This window comes from Amycolatopsis sp. NPDC031561 (assembly GCF_055580625.1).
Genome location: NZ_JBVILA010000049.1, coordinates 1 through 21,137, shown reverse-complemented (window position 1 = coordinate 21,137; position 21,137 = coordinate 1). Strand labels below are relative to the sequence as shown.

The following is a 21,137-nucleotide window of genomic DNA, read 5'->3' as shown; positions in this document are numbered from 1 at the left end:
TCGATGTCCACCGTGGACACACCGTTTGCTGACGAGGCCGCGCTCGACCTGCCACCGGGAGGGCAGTCCGAGGCTGAAGCGGAGACTCCGTTCGCCGAGCACGTTCCGGAGTTCCTCGCACTCGAACCGGACGAGGAGATCCCGTGGACCGACAACGCGGAGCAGACCGCGTTCCGGGAAGCCGTGCTCAAGGCACACGTGGAGCGCAGCTCGAAGCGCGGGCAGCCCGGACACGATCTCACCGGCCCGGAGCTCGCGCGGGTCACCGGGACCACGGTATCGATGCGCCGGGACGCCGCCGAACAGGCAGGGCGGCTGCTCGCGGCCGCGAACGAGGCGTTGGCACAGGCCAGACAGGCCGGGCACGAGGACGCCCTGAAGACCCGCCGCATCTCGGCGTCGAGCGGCTACCGAGGAAGCGAGTACCAGCGCAAGGTCTGGCGCCGGAATTTCCCCGGCTACTACCGGCGGACCGCCCGGCAGCGAGAGGCACTGAGCACAGGACCCCACAGCGCCGAAGCGGTGCGATACATGCTGGAGGTCTTCCACCTGCCGAGATGGCTCGCCGCACCCGGGTTCAGCAACCACCAGGCCGGGATCGCCATCGACTTCCAGCAGGAGCGTGAGCGGGCGCCGATCCGCAACTCCAGCAGGCCGGAGGCTCTGGCCGCGTGGCGGCGGACCTGGTTCCACGGCTGGCTCACCGAGAACGCGGCACGCTTGGGTTTCCAGCCGTACACGCGGGAACCGTGGCATTGGGAGTACCGCCCCGGTGGAGGGCCACGGTCCGAGGTCAGCGCCGAAACGTGGGACGAGCCGGAGTTGTCCGATGCGGACGTATACGAGTCCGGTGAACCCGAGTCCGGTACGGACGTTGCCACCGAGGAACTTGAATCCGATGATATTTCCGCGGAGGAACTCGAGCAGTCACAGGGCGACCGGTTTCCCACCGACGCCGAGCCCGTCGACATGCTTACCGAGACCGATGACGACCAGCTGCGTGCGACCCTGCAGCTGGTGCGGCTCGAACCCGAGCTGCAGGTGCCCGGGTTCCTCGACTGGATCTGGGGAATCCTGTCCTTCAACCTCGGCCAGCCGCTGCAGGTCGGTTCCAGCGGTAGCGCCGTCCGAGAGTTGCAGCATGCGCTGGGGCGGCTTGGGCATACCGTCACGGTGGACGGGAACTTCAGTGCACCGACCCGCGACGCCGTCCGGGCTTTCCAGCGGCGCCATGGTCTTTGCCCGCGTGGGGTGGCAGGCAGCCAAACGAAGGTCGCGATCGTCCGAGCACTCACCCGGCTCGGCAACCCGGCGGCCGACCCGTTGCCGGAGGCCATCGTCCGCGTTGCCCGAGCACAGCTTTCCCGGTGGCGGACCGGGGCGCAGTGGCTGCACGAAACGGATCGGGCCGCCACTCCTATTCTTCAGGAGTATTATTTGGACGGTTGTTGCACGACCGTGGCCGCGGCCGATCTCCAGAGCCCCGCGTGGCAGCAAGACAACTACTGGAGCGCGGTGTTCGTCTCCTGGGTGATGCGCAGCGCCGGCGCGGGCCAGGACTTCGCCTACTCGACTGCCCATCGCGTCTACGTCCGCGCCGCTCGGAACAACCGCTGCACCAACAACACGGCGAACCCTTTCTGGGCCTACCGCGCCACCGAAGTTGCGCCGGAACTCGGCGACCTGGTCTGCCGAAGCCGGAACTCGCCACCCGTCACGTACGAGAACATCATGCAACCGGTGAACTGGGGCATGCACTGCGACATCGTGACGGCCCCAGCCAGCGCCGGGCAGATCATGGTGACCGGCGGAAACGTCTCCATTCCTGGCGGCACCCCGAACCAGGGCCTCACCGTGGCTGACCGTCCTTTGCGGGTCCTACCCAACGGAATGTTGGACCTGCAGGGCAACCAGGCCAACCTGACGGCAATCCTCCGCTGCCGAGGCCGGGCCGCCAACGTCCCTCAGCCCTGCTGACTGCCTGGGTTCAAGAATCCGTACAACCTTGCAACCACAAGCTTTTCAGACGAGCGCTGCAGAAACGCACTCGGGACTGTAAGCGAACAGTGTTTCCGGCCGTGGTTGTCAGTAGGTCTCAGCGCCCGGCCAGCGGTCACTGAAGGTGATCGAGAAAGCGTTCAAGGCGGGTTTCCATCGCATCGTCCACCGGGCTTGCCCGGCGCTGGTCGGGTCCAGGCTCCGGGTGACCAGATACAAGCATTTTAACGCAGCTTGTTCCGTCGGGAAATGACCACGTGCCCGCACCGCACGACGATACCGCGAGTTCAACAACTCAATCGCGTTCGCGGAACACAACACACGCCTGATCTCCACATCATAGTCCAAGAACGGGATGAACTCCTCCCGCGCGTTGCGCCACAACCGAATCATCGCACCATATTTACCACCCCATGTCTCCTCCAGTTCATCCAACGCGGCCGCCGCCGCAGCCGAGTTCGGTGCCGTGTAGATCGGTTTCACATCCTTCTTCAACGCGTCCCAGTCCCGCTTCGACGCGAGCCTGAACGTATTCCGCAGCACATGCACCACACAGGTCTGCACGATCGCCGCCGGCCACACATTCCCGACCACCTCGGGCAAACCTTTCAGCCCGTCGCAGACCACGAAGAACACATCGCCCAGCCCACGGTTCTTCATGTCCACCAACACTTGCATCCAGAACTTCGCACCCTCGCCACCCTGACCGGCCCACAGCCCGAGCACACCTCGGCGGCCCTCCAGCGTGACACCGATCGCAGCGTAGATCGGCCGGTTCGCGACCTGACCATCCCGGATCTTCACGTGCACCGCGTCAATGAACACCGCCGCACACACCGAATCCAGTGGCCGCGACTGCCACTCGCTCATCTCGCCGATCACCTGATCGGTAATCGGGGACACCGTCTCCTTCGACACCGACGCACCATAGATTTCGGCGAAGTGCGCCGAGATCTCGCCCGTCGTCAACCCTTTCGCATACAACGACAACATGATCTCATCCACGCTCCCCAATCGACGTTGCCGCTTTTTCACGACCACCGGCTCGAAACTCGAATCCCGATCCCGCGGCACCGCGATCTCCACCTCGCCCACCGCGTCCGAGACCACCCTCTTCGACCGGGTGCCGTTCCGCACGTTCGCGCTGGCGCGACCCGGCTCGGCCTGGTGCTTCTCGTGGCCCAGATGCTCGGTCATCTCCGCGTTCAACGTCGCCTCGAGAACCGTCTTGGTCAGCTGTTTGAGTAGCCCGTCCGGGCCGGTCAGGCCAACCCCTGCGCCTGGGCTTGCGCGACCATCGAGGCCGACAGCTCCTCCTGCGCCGACCGCGGCTTCGCCGCCTTGCTCTTACCCGTCGATCGTGAAGTCACAACGTCCAGTGTGATCACCACCGTGCCCATCCCGCCGAGCTCACGCCCGGCGTGTCGGGCCGGAAACACCGTTACTGGGACAGTCCCTCCAGAAAGACTGGAGAACCACCGGAGTCGAGTGCCCATTCGGTGATGGCGCGGGCAGCGTGCGCCTGTGGCCGAGCCGGCCATGTGACACCAGCAGTGGAATGTCTGGTAGGCGGGTGAGCCAGATGGGCTGATGGACGCCGAGGTAGAACTTCACTACGGGGCCCGTCTCCGGCGCGCGAGGTCGAGCAGCGTGACCGTGAGAATGGTGGTGACGGCTTTCCCGACGAGTTGTCCGGCGAGCTGGTCCCACGATCCGAAGGCCAGGGGAAGGAACAGCACGGTGTCGACAAGCAGACCGGCTGCGTTTGACAGGCCCACGGCTGCGAGTTGGCTCCGTCGTTGAAGCGGGGTGTAGACGGCGAGGTCGACGAGCTCGGAGACAGTGAAGGCCGTAGCACTGGCCAATGCGATGCGTGGTTGCGCGGTCAGGCTAGATAGGGCTGCGCCGAGGGCGACGGCGAGAAGTGTCGTCCGGGTTCCAGGGGCGTCTTGTAAGAGATCCCTCATGGTGAGGACGAGTCCGGTGACGAGTGCTCCGGCAGGGATCCGCAGGCCTGCGATCGCGACCGAGGGCCAGAGGGAGCTGGCCCAGTTCGCGGTGGCGATCGTCATCGCGTATCCCGCGAACAGCACCGTGCAGGCGAGGGACAGCTTGTCGGCTCTCACGCCGGGCTCGCCGGGAAGTCGGCGTGCGTCGCCGGCACAGAGGCGGAAACGGTCAGGCAGCGCCCGCGTGAGGAGGGACGCGGATCGGGAGGCTCGCTCGGTGATGTCGTCGATTGCGGGCGAGGGGCCGGAGGGGACGGGGGGCCGGGGCCCGAGTGCTAACCGACGACGGCTGCCGTGGCGTGGTCACTGGCAGCCTTCGAAGCCTGTGTGGCGAGTAGATCAGCGAGGGCTAGCGCGATGTCTGGGCGGGTGTCGATGCTCCACCGGACGACATGCTCGCCTTTCCGCCACAATGGCTGGATGACCTGAGCCGTCGCGAACAGTGGTTGCCCGAACTTTCCGATCCCGGTCGACTTCCCGTTCGCCTTGACGTCTGTTCCCAGCTTGAGCGCGACCGATTCGAGGACACTGCGCAGATCGGTGGCATCGCGACGGCGACGGTCTGCGAGATCGCGCGCGTCGTCGAAGAACCGGCTCACCTTGGGCAAGAGGCGCCGCCGCAGATCCATTCCCACGTCGTGTGATGGCCGTTTCGGGGACACGGTGACGAGGGGACGGACGGTCCGTTTGGGCTAGTGCGCGCGCAGATCGCTGGACAACCAGGTCTCGAATACGAGCCGTTGCCCGCCTGTTCGCTGCTCGAGGGAAACAGCGACTGAGCCACCTTCCGGCCCTGACAGTGTGGCGACCTCGCCGGTACTGCGTGGAGTCGAGATGTGCCACGGTGGTCCCAATACATCGGCGACGTCGCGCAGATACTCGCTGAGCGCGGTAGCGGTGCTCTCTTTCCGATTGCTCATGTCTTGTCCTTCAACTGCTGGGTGGCGCTAGCGACTGCTATCAGGAGGGCAGTAGGTGATGCGCGGCGAATCCGCGGGCCAGGGCCGTGTACTTGACCGCTGTCAGGTATTCGAGCTTCGCAGGATTCGAGGTGGTGTTGCGCGAGTCTCGCCGTTGACGGGCGAACGCGGATCTGATGGGCCTGCGGCATGGGTGGCTAGCCAAGGTCCGTCGTTGATGTCTTCGGCGCCTGAGGAACATCCCCGCTGCGGGATAGCGCATAGATCATCTCAGCGAGGCTGAAGGCCAGTTCCTTAGTGGTGTCAATCGTCCACACCACCTGGGAGTTGGACTGGACGCGGAGCCGGCCGCCGATCGGCAGCGAATGGCGACCTCCTCCGAAGTCCATCGAGTCTTGAGCGTGCGTGAGGTGGTCGGCGTTCGGCAGGATGCCGAGCAAGGTCTTGACCGTGTGCGACTTCTCGGCCTCACGGAGCTCGTGGCGCAGTTTCGCGTCAGCGGCGGAGACCATGCCTTCGCGGTACGCGGGTAGCAGACGCCGGGTGATGTCGCCCGCAATCCGCGCGGCAGCCTTGTCGGGGCTGACGGTGATGAGGTGCAGAGGTTCCTTATGGCGCGTGAACTGGCAGGGGAGAGAGCCGTAGACCTCGAATCGATTCCGTGTCGATGTCGTGGTTCCTGGCCGGATCTGTAACTTCTCTCCGTCGGGACCGTGTAGGTAAGCGTCGGTTCCGTTGCCGAAGACACCCTTCTCCGCTTTCCAGTCTCCTTCCAGGTGTTTCGCGATCTCGCGAGCCAGGATGATCATGTCTGTCATCGTTTCCCCTTGCTGGGTTGGGATCTCGCGTCAGGATGTAAGGAAGGTGACGACGAGGCTCATTACTGCGTCCGCGTCACGCCTCACGCTCAGCAGGGGCGCCGTGCCCTGGCGCAGCGTGCACAGGTAGTGGTCGTCGTCCGGGACGATGTCGAGATCGAAAAGGCCTCCGGCATTCAGGTTCTGCCGGGTCCAGGTGTCGTTCTTGCGGGTGAATCCGTTGGCACGCAATACAAGGTCGAGCATGGTGGGAGCTCCAGAAGTGAGGAAGGCTGGGCGCTGCGGCCGGAGGGGCCTACGTGGGTTGGGTGTTTGTGGTGCTCGACTTCGCGGTATCGCGCGCACGCGAGCGGCGTTCGGCGCGTGCCGCGTCGACACTGGCCTGCCAATGGCTCCAGCGGCGACCAGCCTGCCTGGCTTTGAAGTGAGCGATGTTGTTGGCAGGGATGCCGACCGGTGCAGGACCGATGACGGCACGTAGGTCCGATTCGGACTGCGAGTGCCAGCCTGCCTCGTCGATGGCTGCCTCGTCGGCGAAGACGTCGGCGATACGGTCAACGTCGGGATCGAGGCTGTGGTCCTGCGTGCCACCGTAGGAGTAGACCCACCAGAAGTTTCGGGGTGGACGAGGTTCAACGAACTCCCGGAACATCGCTACTTCCTTGGTGTAGGCGTAGAAGCGAGTTTGGGGGCGCGCCCGCATTACCTCAAGCCAGGTCGCGAGGTAGGCAGGGGAGAAGAAGTCGCCGCTGTCGTGGATTCTGACCCACGCGTCGGTGAACTTGTTGTGGGACAGCTCTTCTAGCATCGCCGTCTTCCAGCCAGGAAGATCGTCCAGGATCATCGTCAGGTTCTTCTGGTGGCGTGCTTTGACTTTCGGGAAGCGGTAGGTGCCGTTGCGGGCGTAGCACGCCTGCGCGCATACGCCGGCCGATGGGCAGGTGTTGTAGTTTCGACCGTCGGGAAGTTTGCCCGCGAAAGCGGGTAGTGACCAGTTCCAGATCCCGAGCTTCTTCAGTTCACTGTTCTGGCGCAACAGGGTCATCAGGGCCTCCGTCCTCATGCGACTCGATGCATGGGGAGGCCACACCAAGATCTTCAACTTCCACCGTACGCCGATTCCGGGTGACGCTGGGATGCTGTATCCGGCAGCCGTCACTGGTCGTCGGGGGAGGTGGCGCCGTGCATGATGCTGACTACCTGATCGCCCTCGAGGCCGAAGATGGCGACGCTCGCGTTCTCGCCAAGATCCTGGATCAGACCTGCCATGTAGTGGCGAACGCAGGCGACGGGCTCTGGATTGTCGGTGCGCACATGGACGACTACTGTCGGACTCTCGGGGGTCGGAACCTTGAGAGAGCGTGCGAGCCAGGCGGGTGTATGGAGCGCCTGGGCCGCAGTCGTCGCGTCGACGTCCACGTCGATGCCGAACTCAGCGAACCAGAAGTTGAGTGTCTCCATGACGTCCCCGCCACTCCAGCCAGTCCCCTTGTCGAGCTGCTTGAGGCGTTTGAACAAGTCGAGAACGACAGCAGAAACGGCGAGGGCGCCTATGGTGAATGATGCGGACTCCGGTTCCGTGGCGGGTGTTGAGGTGTGCTCCTCCTGCGCGGCATGGCTGCCGGTGAGTTCGTCGTAGATCGGAGTACCGAGGGCTCCATGCGAAGTGGACCGGTTACCGTCGTAGTTCATCACTGATTGGTTCCATTCGGGCTGATGGTTTGATCGGGTATTGGCTGCGGAATCAAACGGCTTTTATGCTGATGTAACTCGGGCTGACCGGGTGAATGCCGAGCGCGGCGGGGCGCGAAGCAGATGTCGGAGTGCCGACGTTGCCGTGTTTGGATGGAGCCTTGCTAGCGCGTCATCCCGCACTGCGAGTACGTACATGCGGCGTTGTAGTGCTTGGCGGGTAGCGGCATGACCCGAGGAAGCTGTCCGTGGTGCTCCTCATATTCGGCCAGGCGCGTGAACACGGTCTCCCAGTCGGAGTCGCGATCGGACTGGTGGACTTCGGTGAAAACATAAGACGGGTCACGCAACTCCGGGCACCAGGCGCCAGCCTGGAGCCTGCACTTCTTGTGCATGGCTCCGCCAGCCGCTACTTCCCCTTGCGCAAGGGCGATCCATGCTGTCGGGTCGGAGCCGAGGTAGCAGCCGCACACTTGGCATAGCCAGTTCTGCTCGGCCTCGCGCAGCCTGCTGGCGTTGAGTGCGGCCCAGGCGACGCGGTCACCGATGACCGGTGCTATCCACGGGACAGGAAGGCCGTCGGCGATTGGGCGAGGCCAACCGGGCTCGGGCTGGCCGAGTTCGCTCACGACCTCCCCAGCGGGGACACCGTCGTTCGAGCAGCCGACAGTGCTGCAATAGACGTATTTCGTGTCGCAGAAATCAGTGTCGTACTGAAGTGCCATCGGGTCTTGGCAGTCGGGGCAGGACGGAAACGGAGCGCCGACGGTCACGGTTCCGGCGTCTCTTCGTCAGGCGTCCGGTCGATGGTTCGAGTGAGTTCTGGGACGCACTCGAACACGTGCTCGGCGTCGGAGATCAGCGTGGCCCGTCCCGTGCGGATCAGGTCGTGGGACTGCTGGAACGTCAGGGTGTTGACGGGGCCAGGAAACGCCAGAATCGGGGAACCTTGGTTCTCGGCGTGCGCGACTACAGCCATCGCTCCGTGGCTGAGGCCGGGTTCGATGATGACGCACACGCGAGTCAGTGCGGCCAGCAGCCGGCTGTGGGCATTGGCGTTCGGTGTCGGCGGCATCGTCAGGGGGTTGTACTCGCTGACTACGAGGGTGCCTGGTGACTGTCCGAGGAGGAGGCTTTCGTTGTTCGCGGGGTAGTCATTCCGGAGGCCGCTGCCGAGGACAGCTACTGAGGTTCCTTGGGCATTGTCGGCTCCGCGGTGAGCCTGGCTTGCGACTCCGGCGGTGCCGCCGCTCCAGATGGTGACCCCGTGCCTGGCCAGCCCTGCGGCGATGTCCATCGAGTAGATCTTCCCGTAGGTCGTGGGACGGCGGGCACCGACGATCGCGACCGAGCGTCGGGCAAGGTTCTTCAACTGTCCGTCGCCGTGGATCCAGAGAGCGAGGGGCGGGTAGAACGCGGACGTGCGGGCGAGCCGGTTGGCGGGCCATTCGTCGTCCTGTGGGGTGACGAGACGGTGCTGGTGGTGCGCTGCGGTCGTTAGTGCGTCGCGCGCAGCGTCGTGATGGTCGCCCGGCCGCTGCTCGGCCAGTACCGCGAGGGGCGCGCGGTCGGCGGAGATGAGCCGGACTGCCTCTATGGCACCGACTTCCTGAACGAAGGTGACGGTGGCAGGTGCGGGTGGCGTTGCGGAGGACAAGAGGTAGGCGTAGGCACTGTGGACTGTCGTGGGACGCATAGTGCTCTCCTGGCTGGGGGAAGAGGCGAAGTTCTGCTGGGGAGGCGCGCTCAGAGGCCCGGACGAGTGCGCTGGTGACCCCGGTGCCAAGTGCGTTCGGGATCTCACGGTGAGAGTGTTGAACGAGCGTGGGATCCGCGGCGGCCGGAAGTGTCGCGAAGTCTTGCCGGGAAACGAAACAACTCGGCTGAGAGCACTCTGCGCGGGCGATTCACGGACGGCATAGGGAAGGTTGAATCCGGCTCCCACGACGCGATGTGCAGAGGTGGGCCGGGGGAAGGACAGTGGGAGTAATGTCGCAGCTGTCAGGGTCGAGGCGGTAGGCTTGAGCGGGTTTGCCGCGTAGTCTTCGAGGCGTGCGAGCTGGCCCTAGATGGCGGATCGGTAGGTGGCAGTGTCTCCGAGGCGGGATGCTCGGGCGGGACCTGCACAGTGAGGTCTGGCTCGGGCGGCGTCAGCGGAGAGGTGGTTTGCTCGTCTGTACGGGGAAGCCCTTGGAAGATGCCCACGTGGTAGGCGATCGCTACGGCGTGGGTCCGGTTTCTGGCCCTGAGCTTGTACAGAATGCTCTTCACGTGGGTGCGGATGGTCTCGATGGAGCGGAACGTCTTCGCGGCGATCTCACGATTCTCGAGGCCTCGGGCGATGTTCTGGAGGACCTCCAGCTCAGTGGGTGAGAGCGGCATTGTCTTGCGCATCATTCAGCCTTTCGCTGTGGGCTGGCTGGTCGTCGCGGCGCGGTGCGACGACCAGCCAGCCGAGCCGGGGCGCAGCACGCGGGATGACGTGCGCGGCTCGGGGATCCCGGCTCATTCGGGTGGTTCTTGCTAGACAAGCTCGAATTGCGTGTATGAGTGCCGGCGGCAGAGCGCGCTAGGTGCGCGGCTACTCAAGGAGCGCGTTGCGCTTAAGTGATTGGGACAGTCCCCTTCCGTACCACGCTCTGCTGACGAGCAGGACCCTGCGCCTGATCAAGGTGACCGCTCGGTCGGCGCTGCCTTCGAGCACATCGACGTCGTCTACGTCGTCGGTGTGCTCGTCGACGATCGGCTGACGAAAGAAGGTTGGGGCAGAGTCGGCCGGGACATCCAGGCCACGACCGTCCGGACCCCAGTCCCCGACGAAATGAATGAATCGGAGGGGAGTTCGCTGTAGTCGCCCTGGGAATGAAGGAGTTCGCGGATCTCTCGATGCCTTCGGTCCTGGCGAAAGGTGACTCCGTTCGGCAGGACCGCGACCAGTCGGCCTCCCGGTGCGAGCAGGCGCCAGGCGAGGTGCATGTGGTCGATCCAGAGCGTCGGGCTCTCGCTGGTCGAGTATGGCGGGTTCATGATGATCGAGCTGAAGGGAGCGGGCCTGGTTTCCACGTAGCGTTCGAAGGTGTCGACGTGGACGGTGGTCGACGGGTGCCGAACGATGCTCAGGGCACGCTCCCGATTGGGCTCGATCGCGACTACCTGAGCCGACGGTGCGTAGTCCAGCACCGCTTTCACCAAAGCCCCGTTCCCGGCGGAGGGTTCGAGGACACGGGTGTCCGCGTTCGGTGACAGCCCGCTGTATGTCCGCACGATCTCCTCTGCCAGGGCTTCGGGAGTGGCCACGAAACCTTCGCGGCTGCGAGCAGAGGTCAGGACACCGTCGCCTTCCAACACTCGGGCGATCGCAAGACGGGGATCCGAGTCGAAGACGTGCGCACGGCGCCGTCGACTCCACTTACCTCCGAGCGCTTGTAGCGTCTGGTCGACGGCGAGGTAGTCTGCCCGGTCGAGTTTCCCTGGTAGGCGCAATAGGGGCCCATCTATCTCGGCATCGAGGAGAATGGCCTTCACTCGATCGTCGGGAAATTGGACCGCGCGATTGGAACCAGCGCTTCGGCGTGACACCACGGAAACCGCCTTGGTGAGTGTGCGAGGTGGACGAAGCGGTCCTGAAGCAGGCCCACCTGCGGCGGCTTCTCTGTGTACGGGAACGCGATTTCCCAGTCGGCCGCCGCGGGTGGGTCTGCTTGAATGCCGTGTCCACTTCGTACACACACGAGGCGTGAGTCTCACCCACCTATTCATTTACCTGTAGGCACATCTCGCGAGGTGTCCTGCGTCTACAGGAGGCGGGTCACTTGGCGCGCACAGAACCGATGGTTTCAGCGCTGCTAGGCGAATCTGAATCGCCCCGGGTTTGATGGAGGCTCCTCGTGTGAGTGAGGATGTGGATCATGACCCGGAGGCCCAGGTACTCGGCTGAGGTGCGGGAACGCGCCGTTGCGTTGGTGTTTGAGCAGGTAGAGCAGTATTCGTCGCAGTGGGAGGCGATCTGCTCGGTCGCGGCGAAGGTGAACGTGTCCAGTGAGACGTTGCGCAAGTGGGTGCGGCGGGCCGAGGTCGACGCCGGGGCCCGGCCGGGGGCGACGAGCGAGGAGTCCGAGGAGCTGAAGCGGCTGCGCCGGGAGGTCGCGGAATTACGTCGGGCCAATGAGATTCTGAAGGCTGCTTCGGCTTTCTTCGCGAGCGAGCTCGACCCTCGACTGCCACGCTCGTAACGTTCAGCACGGAATATAAGGACCGGTTCGGGGTCGAGCCGATCTGTGCCGTGCTGACCGAGTTCGGTGTGAAGATCGCCCCCTCCACTTACTATGCCGCCCGTTCACGACCGAAATCGGCGCGCGAGGTTCGCGATGAGGAATTGATGCGAGAGATCCGACGTCTATTCGATGAGAATTATCGGGTGTACGGTGCCCGGAAGATCTGGCGACAGCTGCGCCGGGACGGCATTGAGGTCGGACGAGGCCGGGTCGAACGACTCATGCGTCGACTGGGTCTGACCGGTGCCCTGCGCGGCAAAACCGTTCGTACCACGATCGCCAACAAGGACGGTGTGCGCGCCGCGGACCTGGTGAACCGCCAGTCCACGGCGGGCGCACCGAACCGGCTGTGGGTAGCCGACTTCACCTACGTCGCCGCCTTGGCCGGCACCGTCTACGTCGCCTTCGCCATCGACGTCTTCTCCCGCAAGATCGTCGGCTGGCAAGCGAGCATGTCCAGGGAAGCAGACCTGGTCCTCGATGCCATCGATATCGGATTACAGGTCCGCGATTATCAGCACACCAGCGGGGAGGACAAACTTATCCACCATTCCGACGCGGGTAGCCAGTACACGTCGTTCCGGTTCACTCAACGTCTCATTGACGCGGATATCGACGCGTCAATCGGCACCGTCGGCGACGCCTACGATAACGCACTCGCGGAATCCACCATCGGTTTATACAAACAGAGTTGATCAAACCACAAGGACCATGGCACAATAAGAAAGACGTCGAGACCGCCACCGCCGCATGGGTCGAGTGGTACAACGACCGGCGTCTACACGAGGCCTGTGGCTACCGGCCACCGACCGAGTTCGAGACCCTGTACGAGCTAGGCGACCTGACCAGCCTGGTCGCCTACTAACCCCAGCAACGAGTCTCTACCGAACCCGGGGCGGTTCAATCAGTCTTAGGGCAGTTGGTGGGGTCGGCGTCTGCTGTTGCGGCCGGCAGCGTGTCTGCGGCGCCGGTCCTGCGGCAGTTCGCCCAGCCCTAACAACCGCATGCGGCGGGCAAGGTCACTTTCGTCGGTGCATGCGCCGGACTGGTCACCGGCCATGTTGATGTCGGTGCGTAGTTGACGCAAGAGAAGTGGCGACGTGTGACCGCTGTGTGGGTGCTTGAGTATCGCGACATCGCCGTGTTCGGCGCGGAATCGCAGTTCCTGCTCCTCGTGCCACTGAAATCGGTCGGGGAACTCCCGCAACGTGCGGAGCCAGTGCGCGTGCCCTCCTCGAACGCACAGGCCTCCGCAATTGTTGTGTGAGAACCCGAGACGGTACAAGCGAGGTGGGGTCAGGCCGCTCGCTCTACACCGAGTGAGAAGAGCCTCTTTGGTGGGGGAAGTGTGGCGTAGCAGTGGGAACTCGACGCGCCAAGGATTCCAGCCGGCCACGATGCCCGGCACCCGGCGGAGCTCGGAGGATTCTAGTCCTACATAGAGAACGGTATTGTGCGGAGCTAGATGGGCTTCAAGCCAGCGTCTGCACGGGGACTTGTTTGAGCACGCGAGAGCAAGGCGCTATTCGAGAGTTTCCCAGAAACCGGCGACTCCTGAACAACTCAAAGGGAGCTCGGCCGTCGCTGACCCGGGTAATGGGAATGCCCAGTCTTGTCGACGCGTCGGCGTTGAACCGGTACAGGTGGCTGTCTTCAATTAAGACGTCCGCGAACAAGAGGGTGATTTCGTCGTCAGGGTGTTCTTGCACGACAAGTTCAGCTGTCGCCCAGGACCCGATGCCACCTGACCATTGGATAACCCGATGCATGAGGTGTCGTCCTTCGCAAGGTGCAGTTACGGTCTGTGTCGTGTCGGCAAAACTCGGCGGGATGCGCCCCTCATCCTGCCCCATGAAGGTAAACGCTGAGGGTGATAGTGTCATTACTAAGAGTACTAAATTAGAAAATCGTCCCAAAAAGTTGACGATCTGGACGGTTTTGGGCAAGCTTGTGGCAGAAGGTCACCACGGAGCTACCCGTTCGGGACGGTGCTCTAGGCCTTCGAATCGGCGCCTCCTCTACCCCCTGGTGGGCGCCGTGGTTCGGGAGGCGGTTCCAGGGGAGGGCGCCGTCTCCCGAACCCCCTCTTGGCGTTCGTGTGCCTTTTGTGCGGAATCTGGACTGCGCGGGGTATGTGCTCGCCCGTGCATCGTCCCTCCCTGATCTCGTTGTTTCTTTTGGGAGGAAATTAGCATGGTCATGGGCTCTCGTTATTCTCGTGCGGCTCGAATTGTCGCTACGGTTTCTGCAGTGGGCGCGCTGTCCTGCGGCGTCAGTGCTGTCACGGCGTCAGCCGCGTCCGCGGGTACACGTGTGACATCGTCGGAGTCGACTTCGTCCGCAGTTTTCGGTGCGCCGAATCCGAGCATGGCATCGGGTCCCGCGGCGAAGGGTGCGTCGAGACAGGCGCTCTACCAGTGCATCACGCGGAATAACACGCCATTGTGGTTCAATGGCGCGATTCTGAGGTGGACGAACGCAGGGCAAGGATTGTATGACGTGTGGGATTTCGGTGGGAAACGAATCCATGCCAGGCTTTGGGGAGGAGGTGGCACGTCGTATCAGATCGATCGGTGGAACGTTGGCTGGTGCAGTTAAGGCCCCCGCCGTGAGAAGTCTGCTGTAGATCTTTTGGCCTCAGGGTTCCCTGTCAGTTTTAGCAGCTCAACTGGAGCCGAGGAAGCCCGTTACTTGTCAGGCGCTTGCGTTGTCTCGGCGCGGCAACAACTGAGCCCGATTCCTACCAGTTCGCGGGCGGGGCAAGCCATGCTCTTCGGCTGCCCCGCCCGCGAACTGGTGCAGAATGTAGCGCTGCCGCTGCGGTACGTTGGCGGTTCACCAATGTATGTCAATATCGACCTGCGACCTCCGAGGCTGGATGCGGCCCTTCTGTCGGCTACCGACTAGCAGGGCCATGACTCCAGTCTCGCGTCGGTCAAGCGACGTCCTTTGGTGCGACCAGGCTGGCGATCTCTGCGGCGTCGGCTGCGGCTGGTCTGCTGGTGGTTTCGGCTCGGCATCCAGGCCCGAACGATCAACCGATCGGGCCGGTGTCGAGCGGCGGCGGCTCAATTGCCGGGCACGGGTTGTAGATCCTATCGTTGGATCTGCAAGCGGAACTGGCGCTGCATTCCCGCCCACGGTGCAGGTGCAGGACGACTCGGAGGTCAGCCTTGCTTCCGAGGAGCCGGAGACCAAGGTCGGATGGGCGACCGACACTCCCGCGTGCACGGGCGGCGACAACCTCAACCGCACGCCTCTGGCTGGGGTGTTGGCTGCGCAGCTCCGCGAAGTGCGGGTTAAGGACCCTGCGGTCTCGTTCCTTATCCACTTTGACGGGCCTTGGGGCGCTGGCAAGAGCAGCTAGCTGAACTTTCTCGAGGACGATCTGAGCGGTGAGTTCACCGTGGTTCGGTTCGACGCTTGGCGGCAGGCGCGACTTGGGCCACAGTGGTGGTCGTTGCTCAGCGGGACTCGCCAGGCCGTCGCTCGGGGACGCAGTCGCTTGTCGGCACTCTGGCTGCCGCGGCCCGGGAAGAGCTCGCCGGCGGGGCAGCACGGGCCTTGGTCTCACCACAAGCGCGCGCTGGCACCGAGCACGCCCTAAGAAAGTTTCTCCCGCTCCTAGACACGAATCCGCGAAGCATCAAGGAGTTCCTCAATACCTAGAACGTGCTGCGCTCCGCGCGCACCCTCGAAGTCAACACCCTTCCACCTGACGTCCTGACCTGTGGGCGATTCTCCGCGCGCTGACCTTGCCCATGGTGGACCTGCGAGTTTGTGAGCTGCGGAGATTAAATGAAGCGACCCTGTTGCGGGCAGATGTGACTTTGCTCGTTGTACCGGTGCAGTGCACATATTCGAATGTGCGGTACACGACCTAGGGCTCAAGTAGCCAGTGCACCAGCTCCTGGCCTTGAATCGCGCTGTTCGTTTGCTAGATCCTGAGGGGTGTTCTTGATTTTCGGTCAGCGGCTTGAGGTGAGGAGAGTGGAGGCGTACCAGTCGGCGGTGTCGTTGATGCCTGGGAGGGTATAGAAGTAGCCGCCGCCGATGGGGGTGAGCAGGGTGGCGGGGGCGTTCATCGTCGAGCCGGGTTTGGATGGGTTCGTGCTGCTGGATGTTCTTTTGATAGCAGCAGAATGCGACTCCGAGGTCGTGGGTTCCGGAAGTACACCGCCGCTTCCCCGGTCACGACCTGCCGCCCGTCCGCCGACGCCTTCTCACCGGCGCGGGTCGTCTTTGCTTAGTGGCCGGGCGGTAGTTGGTGACGTTGTGTGGCGACCTCGGCCGTGCAGGCCAGGCAGCGGGCTAGGTGTGTCCTCGCTCTGTCCTGGGCGGCAGGGGTCAGCTCGTCGTCGACGAAGGCGACGATGGCGTCCGGAAGCAGATGCGACTCGGGGCGGCCCCAACCCCGGACCGTCGCTTCACGTCCTCCGTCAGCCGCGTAAGGGCGCCGGGACTCCCGGGCCGATCTTGATTTCTTCGCCCGTCGCCGGTTCCGGATGTCGCGGATGCGGTGGGGGAGTCCTTCGAGGAGGACGGCGCCGAGGGCATCGGCGACCCAGAAGGGCCGCCAGAACCGGGGCACGGTATACAGCTCGGCGACGAGCTCTTGGCGGCGAGGGTCGTCCTTCGGGTAGAGCTTCACCAAGAGGCGCAGCACAAACCCGGGGGCGAACCCGTAGATCACTAGTGCGACCAGCAAGGTCTTCCACAAGACGGCGGCTTCGATTAGCTCAGCCATTCGCCCACCCGAGGCGAGCACCGCGAGCCTGGGTGGAGATTTCGACTACGCGCGCCGCGGTCGCGAGTTCGAGCCGACCTTTGTCGGTCAGCTCGTAGTACCTGCGCGGGGGGCGCCTCTCGATGATGGTGGTGGGATCTTCCCAGCCGTCGGTGACGAGTCCTTCGTTGAGGAAGCGGGTCAGCATCGGGTAGAGCACGCCGGAGGCCACGCCGGAGGCCTTGCTGAGGGCGTAGCCCCAGTGCCGCCCGTCCGGGTCTTCCAGGAACGCGGCCGCCACGCTGGCGAGTGCCTTCGTCCTCTTCATGCCGCTAACCCTACATAGGTAGCCAGAGTAAAGCTACATAGGTAGGCAGGGGGATGGGAGGGTGATGATCAAGGCATCGGGCCTCGTCATCGGTACGGGCCGGATGGCGTGTTGGGTGCTGCGTTGACTCCTGGCCACCACACGCTGGCCCGACTCCGAGCCGATCGTGGCCCACGCAGGAACCGGCAACCAAGGACAGGTAGCGCCGCGCGGACGCCTACCGCATGCTCAAGCTGATATGGAGTGGTACCGCGACCGGTGCCGGTGGCACCACAGGGCCATGGAAGCCGGCGCCCACGGATGGCCGCTACTTACCGATCATCGTCGGATTCGGTCCGGACACTCGCTACACCGGGGTGGCGACCGGATGGAACATCGGCGTCGTGATCGGCGATGGAACCGCCGATCACCGCGCTGTGGCTTGTCCAGAACACCGGGAACGTGCTGGCTCCCGGGTGGTTCGTGGTCGTCAACGCGGTCATCGGCCTGGTTGCGGCCTGGTGGATTCATCACACCGGTGCTCACCGTGGCGCCACGGAGCGAGCAGGAGAGGTTTCAACTGCGGCGTAGCGCTTGCGGGCGGAGGACCGACAGTGAATCGGCTATGGCGCGGGGGATTGCCGGTCGTGCGCCGCAGCCGTGTGGCTTAGCGAGCAGGCCCGTCGGTTCGCACGTTTGGTCTACAGAAGAAGTCAGGGTCGACCTGCAGATCTGGTGGCTCCCCGGCCGCGCCGAGGAGCGCGCCGGTCTTGCCTGTGGTGGATTTGCGAGCTTGTGAGCTGCGAAAATTGAGTAAAGCGCTCTTGTTGTGACAGATGCAACCTTGCTCGTTGTACTGGTGCAGCGCACATATTCGAATGTGCGGTATTGGGCGGAACCTTCCACGCCGTCATCTTCGAACACGAGGACGGGCATGCGTTCTCGCTGAGCGACGACCCGTTCGAGCGGGTGCCGCAGGGTGGCCCGGACCTGACCGCGGACCAGGCACGTGCCATGAGGACCTGCCGTTCATCTGGTGGGTCGCCAACCAGATCATGCAGCGCGATCGGCGGGCTTGGTGGATGAAGCACTGGCTTCTGCGTACCACCTGTATCCAGACCCTTGAGGTCTTCGAGTGCAGCGAGCCGATCCTGCTTGTCCAGCACGATGCCGACGACGGCATGTGGCAGCTCATCGGTGCTTCCGACGCGGACGGCGGCACCGGCAAGATCGGGCGCCTGCACCACGCCATCGACGAAGACCACACACTGATCGACGCCCTTGACCTGGCCACCAGGCGGCAGCGCGACACGAACAGGCATCGAAGTACCTGGAACCGTCGCTTCTAGAGCTGCTACGCACTCTCCTGCCGCGATGAGAACCTTCGGGCAGGTCGGGCTGTACCAGCCCGACCTGCCCGGTCGGGCTGGTACAGCCGTCAGGATCCACATGTCACGAGTGGCGAGAACCTACACGTCCGTAGATTCTCAATTTCTATGACCAAATCTCGTTGATCTTGGCCAACGTTGGTGAATATGCCATTGGATTGATCATCGCTGAGCCATCCGAGTGGGCCGCGGCGACTCGCCGATCGTCGTCGGGCCCTCATGCGCTGGTGCGGTGTAGGCATGGAAGGGGTCCGACGACTCACCTGCGGTGGGAGCACGATCATGGTCACGTCGAAGACCCTTCCGAGGCGTAGTCGCCTGCGGCATGGTGGGAGGCGTGCGAACCCTTCTGGCCATACTCAGTGCCCTGTTCCTAATTCCGGTGCTCGCCGGAACCGCCCATGCCTACGACAAGATCGCCGAGGCCGCGCCGGTGACGATGGTGGAGTCACCCGGCGGCGAAGGCGAGGTCCGTGCCCGGCTCGTCCTCGGCACGGTCACCGCGGGCACTTCGCACAACCTGCGCAGTGAGATTGAGGTCGGCGACGGCCGAGTGGACGGCGCGGTGTCCGCCATCGCGATCGGGCACAAGATCACCTGCCAGCCGGTGGGCGGCACGACGCTGCCGAACACGGCGACCCAGCACGGGCAGATCTGGAGCGGCCAGAACCTGTTGCACGGCGGCGGCAGGGTCACGCTCGTCGTGCGCATGCTGTTCAAGCCAGCCACCACGGGCAACTACGAGTGCCTGCTGCGAGCGTACGTCCTCAACGGGTACGCGGCCGGGCAGCCCGGCCAGCCCGGTCGCGAGACCGCCAGGTTGTACAGCGGGTTCATCGGGGACATCGACGGAGCCATCGGTCCCGAGGGCTTCGCGCAGACGTTCGGGTCCTCGCAGAACACCTTCCTCGGGATGGATGCGCCCGGCAAGCAGGTGAACCCGGTGGACTACACCCCATTGCCGGGAGCCACCAGGTTCCTGGCCACCGCCGATCTCTTCGCCACAAGCTGTTACGGCGAAGGCGGCAACGCCTGCCCGGACGGCACCACCTATCCCGGCAAGGCCAACACCGCGATGGTGCGGTTCCGGACGGTCGCGACGCCGTCCTCAGCCGCGCCCGGCTGCGTCGCCCAGGCCACGCCCTCGGAAACCGCGGCGGTGAGCGGGAATCTGCATCACCTGCGGCTCCTCGGGCAGCTAACGGTGACGCAGCCGGCCAGCGGGTGCGGGACCTGGCGGATCAATGCCTTCGTACAGGACAACGGCGGCACGCTGCCGTTCGTCATCCACGGCAATCCGTACTCGGTCACCTACGCCCGTCCGCCGGTCTGACTATCGGTTCATGGTTGGCACTAAGACAGTCCGACACGCTGATCGCCGCAGCCTCGTGCTCTGTGGGCCCTGGCCTTCGCGATCTGCGAGCGGATCCATGCGATGAGCTGCCAACGGTCTTTACCGACCGGAGATGCCCTGATTACGCCTCTGACCTGCGCTGACACCTAGCTGTATGAGGTCGTGACGTTGGTGACGTGGGTGTGGAGTCGGGTTGCTGGGGGTTGGTTTTCGGCGGTGGTGTGGGGGCGGTGGTAGTTGTAGTGGATGTTCCAGGTGTGCAGGGCTGTTGAGCGTTGTTGTTCGCTGGTCCAGGTTCTGGCGTAGAGGAGTTCTTCGGTGAGGATGCGGTTGTAGCGTTCGATTTTGCCGTTGTGGCGTGGGGTGTAGGGCGTGATTCGCTGGTGGCGGGCTCCGTGCAGGACGGTGGCGAAGTCGGTTGCGCGGTAGCAGGAGCCGTTGTCGGTGACGATGCGGTCGATGTGGGTGATGCCGTGGGCGGCGAAGAACGCGCGGGCCCTGCGGGTGAAGCTGATCGCGGTCCGGGCTTTCTCGTCGGGGAGGGCTTCGGTGTAGGCGAGGCGGGAGTGGCCGTCGATGGCGGAGTGCAGGTAGGTGTAGCGGGCCCGGCCGCCGCGGGTTTTGCCGCGGGCGACGCGTCGGTTCTGTTCGCTGTCTCGGCCGTGGACGTGCCAGCCGCCGCCGTCGGGGATGCGGCCGGTTTTCTTCACGTCGAGGTGGATCATGTGTCCTGGCCAGCGGGCGATGATGCGGCGTGGTTCGCGGTTGGTGGCGCCGGTGGGGTCGAGGAACCGGCGCCGGTTCAGGCCGAGGTGCAGCAGATGGCGTCCGACGGTGCGTGTCGAGATCGTGACGTCCTCGGCGGTCAGTTCGGTGGTGATGCGGCGGGCGGAGTACTTCCGTTGCCGGCGTAGCCGTTCGATCCGGGCTACCACCTGCGCGGGGATGGCGGTGGGCTGACGGTGCGGAACACTGGGACGATCCTGCAGGCCGGTCTCGCCGTAGCGGCGCCAGCGGTTGACCCACTTCGACGCGCACTGGCGGGAGATACCCATCTCAGCGGCCACATGCGCGATCGGACGGGACTGGCAACGTGTGACGAGCCGGCGGCGGCCCTCAACGGACAGCGGGGCATTACGGTGTGACACGGACGGGTCTTTCTGCTCGGCGGACGTGTTGGTCGCACTTCACATCCTGCCGCCGAAAGACCCGTCCCCAGCATCCAGGCCCCACCAGCCGTCACCAACGTCACGACCCGCAACAGCTAGTTGGCATCGCTGGTGGGCGAGGTCACGATGACTGGCCACGCTACTTGTCCGCCATGAACTGTGGGAGATGGAAGGTGGGCGAGACCACGGGGTGGGTCATCGTGCGGGCAGGCCGCAGTGCGGTTCCGAGCGCACCTCGCCGGGCACGTCCGGAACCACCTGGGCCGTCGCGTGGATCAGCGGCCGAGGACACCCCAGTTCTCGTCGCCTGCCAAGACGGCGAAGGCCTCGGCGGCGGCCTCATCGGCCTCGGTGGCGTCACCACCAGCCTCCTCTGCCCCATCGGCCTCTAGATGATTGATTCCAAGGTGTCAGTGGTCGTAGGCGGTTAACGACCGCATGACTGGCTGTCCGGTTTTGTCGTTGTGCCAGATCGCGGCGGT

17 protein-coding genes and 3 pseudogenes are annotated in these 21,137 nt (G+C 64.3%); 5 read left to right on the top strand and 15 right to left on the bottom strand.

Annotation, left to right across the window (positions count from 1 at the left end):
- Positions 1-3 precede the first annotated feature (3 nt).
- Complete coding sequence (locus ACZ5IK_RS44345; RefSeq protein ID WP_465493218.1) at positions 4-1,977, top strand: DUF2272 domain-containing protein; 1,974 nt, start codon at positions 4-6, stop codon at positions 1,975-1,977.
- A 108-nt stretch (positions 1,978-2,085) separates the two neighbouring features.
- On the opposite strand, the pseudogene ACZ5IK_RS44340 reads toward ACZ5IK_RS44345, so the two are convergent.
- The 12 genes and pseudogenes from ACZ5IK_RS44340 to ACZ5IK_RS44285 all read right to left on the bottom strand — a co-directional run bounded on the left by ACZ5IK_RS44340 (position 2,086) and on the right by ACZ5IK_RS44285 (position 10,962).
- A pseudogene (locus ACZ5IK_RS44340) lies at positions 2,086-3,398 on the bottom strand (IS256 family transposase).
- Between the two features lie 213 nt (positions 3,399-3,611).
- Positions 3,612-4,124 carry a VUT family protein gene (locus ACZ5IK_RS44335; RefSeq protein WP_465493217.1) on the bottom strand — a complete coding sequence of 171 codons (513 nt, stop codon included), beginning with the start codon at positions 4,122-4,124 and terminating at the stop codon, positions 3,612-3,614.
- 158 nt (positions 4,125-4,282) lie between these two features.
- On the bottom strand, positions 4,283-4,636 hold the full coding sequence (locus tag ACZ5IK_RS44330; protein WP_465493216.1) for a hypothetical protein: 354 nt from the start codon (positions 4,634-4,636) through the stop codon (positions 4,283-4,285).
- 63 nt (positions 4,637-4,699) lie between these two features.
- On the bottom strand, positions 4,700-4,927 hold the full coding sequence (locus tag ACZ5IK_RS44325; protein ID WP_465493215.1) for a hypothetical protein: 228 nt from the start codon (positions 4,925-4,927) through the stop codon (positions 4,700-4,702).
- 197 nt (positions 4,928-5,124) lie between these two features.
- Positions 5,125-5,745 carry a hypothetical protein gene (locus tag ACZ5IK_RS44320; protein WP_465493214.1) on the bottom strand — a complete coding sequence of 207 codons (621 nt, stop codon included), beginning with the start codon at positions 5,743-5,745 and terminating at the stop codon, positions 5,125-5,127.
- Positions 5,746-5,775: 30 nt separating this feature from the next.
- Positions 5,776-5,991, bottom strand: coding sequence for a hypothetical protein (locus ACZ5IK_RS44315; RefSeq protein WP_465493213.1), 216 nt, complete (start codon positions 5,989-5,991; stop codon positions 5,776-5,778).
- A gap of 49 nt (positions 5,992-6,040) precedes the next feature.
- On the bottom strand, positions 6,041-6,790 hold the full coding sequence (locus ACZ5IK_RS44310) for a GP88 family protein (RefSeq protein WP_465493212.1): 750 nt from the start codon (positions 6,788-6,790) through the stop codon (positions 6,041-6,043).
- A gap of 110 nt (positions 6,791-6,900) precedes the next feature.
- Entirely contained in the window at positions 6,901-7,440 is a 540-nt protein-coding gene (locus tag ACZ5IK_RS44305) for a hypothetical protein (RefSeq protein WP_465493211.1), read from the bottom strand.
- Between the two features lie 161 nt (positions 7,441-7,601).
- Positions 7,602-8,162 (bottom strand): hypothetical protein, encoded by a 561-nt coding sequence (locus ACZ5IK_RS44300; protein ID WP_465493210.1) that lies wholly within the window; start codon positions 8,160-8,162, stop codon positions 7,602-7,604.
- Between the two features lie 44 nt (positions 8,163-8,206).
- On the bottom strand, positions 8,207-9,133 hold the full coding sequence (locus ACZ5IK_RS44295) for a DNA-processing protein DprA (RefSeq protein WP_465493209.1): 927 nt from the start codon (positions 9,131-9,133) through the stop codon (positions 8,207-8,209).
- Positions 9,134-9,438: 305 nt separating this feature from the next.
- A complete protein-coding gene (locus ACZ5IK_RS44290) occupies positions 9,439-9,819 on the bottom strand; it encodes a response regulator transcription factor (protein ID WP_465493228.1) in 381 nt (126 codons plus the stop codon).
- A 333-nt stretch (positions 9,820-10,152) separates the two neighbouring features.
- Positions 10,153-10,962 (bottom strand): methyltransferase, encoded by an 810-nt coding sequence (locus tag ACZ5IK_RS44285; protein WP_465493208.1) that lies wholly within the window; start codon positions 10,960-10,962, stop codon positions 10,153-10,155.
- A 383-nt stretch (positions 10,963-11,345) separates the two neighbouring features.
- On the opposite strand from ACZ5IK_RS44285, the pseudogene ACZ5IK_RS44280 reads away from it, so the two are divergent.
- Positions 11,346-12,576 (top strand): annotated as a pseudogene (locus tag ACZ5IK_RS44280) (IS3 family transposase).
- A 3,405-nt stretch (positions 12,577-15,981) separates the two neighbouring features.
- Here ACZ5IK_RS44280 and ACZ5IK_RS44275 read toward each other — a convergent pair.
- Both ACZ5IK_RS44275 and ACZ5IK_RS44270 read right to left on the bottom strand, forming a co-directional pair.
- A pseudogene (locus tag ACZ5IK_RS44275) lies at positions 15,982-16,101 on the bottom strand (zf-HC2 domain-containing protein); the annotation flags it as partial.
- Between the two features lie 349 nt (positions 16,102-16,450).
- On the bottom strand, positions 16,451-16,765 hold the full coding sequence (locus ACZ5IK_RS44270; protein ID WP_465493207.1) for a PadR family transcriptional regulator: 315 nt from the start codon (positions 16,763-16,765) through the stop codon (positions 16,451-16,453).
- A gap of 1,034 nt (positions 16,766-17,799) precedes the next feature.
- Here ACZ5IK_RS44270 and ACZ5IK_RS44265 point away from each other — a divergent pair.
- Complete coding sequence (locus ACZ5IK_RS44265) at positions 17,800-18,093, top strand: hypothetical protein (RefSeq protein ID WP_465493206.1); 294 nt, start codon at positions 17,800-17,802, stop codon at positions 18,091-18,093.
- A 376-nt stretch (positions 18,094-18,469) separates the two neighbouring features.
- A complete protein-coding gene (locus tag ACZ5IK_RS44260; RefSeq protein ID WP_465493205.1) occupies positions 18,470-19,465 on the top strand; it encodes a hypothetical protein in 996 nt (331 codons plus the stop codon).
- A 167-nt stretch (positions 19,466-19,632) separates the two neighbouring features.
- On the opposite strand, the gene ACZ5IK_RS44255 is transcribed toward ACZ5IK_RS44260, so the two are convergent.
- Positions 19,633-20,634 (bottom strand): IS481 family transposase, encoded by a 1,002-nt coding sequence (locus ACZ5IK_RS44255; protein WP_465493204.1) that lies wholly within the window; start codon positions 20,632-20,634, stop codon positions 19,633-19,635.
- A 194-nt stretch (positions 20,635-20,828) separates the two neighbouring features.
- Between ACZ5IK_RS44255 and ACZ5IK_RS44250 the strand changes: the two genes are divergently transcribed.
- Positions 20,829-21,047, top strand: coding sequence for a hypothetical protein (locus tag ACZ5IK_RS44250; protein ID WP_465493203.1), 219 nt, complete (start codon positions 20,829-20,831; stop codon positions 21,045-21,047).
- Positions 21,048-21,137: the final 90 nt, after the last annotated feature.

Bases quoted from the DNA above. Each gene is read 5' to 3' on its own strand.
- ACZ5IK_RS44315 (WP_465493213.1), bottom strand. From the start codon at position 5,991: ATGCTCGACCTTGTATTGCGTGCCAACGGATTCACCCGCAAGAACGAC.
- ACZ5IK_RS44310 (WP_465493212.1), bottom strand. From the start codon at position 6,790: ATGACCCTGTTGCGCCAGAACAGTGAACTGAAGAAGCTCGGGATCTGG.
- ACZ5IK_RS44330 (WP_465493216.1), bottom strand. From the start codon at position 4,636: ATGGATCTGCGGCGGCGCCTCTTGCCCAAGGTGAGCCGGTTCTTCGAC.
- ACZ5IK_RS44290 (WP_465493228.1), bottom strand. From the start codon at position 9,819: ATGCCGCTCTCACCCACTGAGCTGGAGGTCCTCCAGAACATCGCCCGA.
- ACZ5IK_RS44345 (WP_465493218.1), top strand. From the start codon at position 4: ATGTCCACCGTGGACACACCGTTTGCTGACGAGGCCGCGCTCGACCTG.
- ACZ5IK_RS44270 (WP_465493207.1), bottom strand. From the start codon at position 16,765: ATGAAGAGGACGAAGGCACTCGCCAGCGTGGCGGCCGCGTTCCTGGAA.
- ACZ5IK_RS44265 (WP_465493206.1), top strand. From the start codon at position 17,800: ATGCAGCGCGATCGGCGGGCTTGGTGGATGAAGCACTGGCTTCTGCGT.
- ACZ5IK_RS44325 (WP_465493215.1), bottom strand. From the start codon at position 4,927: ATGAGCAATCGGAAAGAGAGCACCGCTACCGCGCTCAGCGAGTATCTG.
- ACZ5IK_RS44300 (WP_465493210.1), bottom strand. From the start codon at position 8,162: ATGGCACTTCAGTACGACACTGATTTCTGCGACACGAAATACGTCTAT.
- ACZ5IK_RS44320 (WP_465493214.1), bottom strand. From the start codon at position 5,745: ATGACAGACATGATCATCCTGGCTCGCGAGATCGCGAAACACCTGGAA.
- ACZ5IK_RS44295 (WP_465493209.1), bottom strand. From the start codon at position 9,133: ATGCGTCCCACGACAGTCCACAGTGCCTACGCCTACCTCTTGTCCTCC.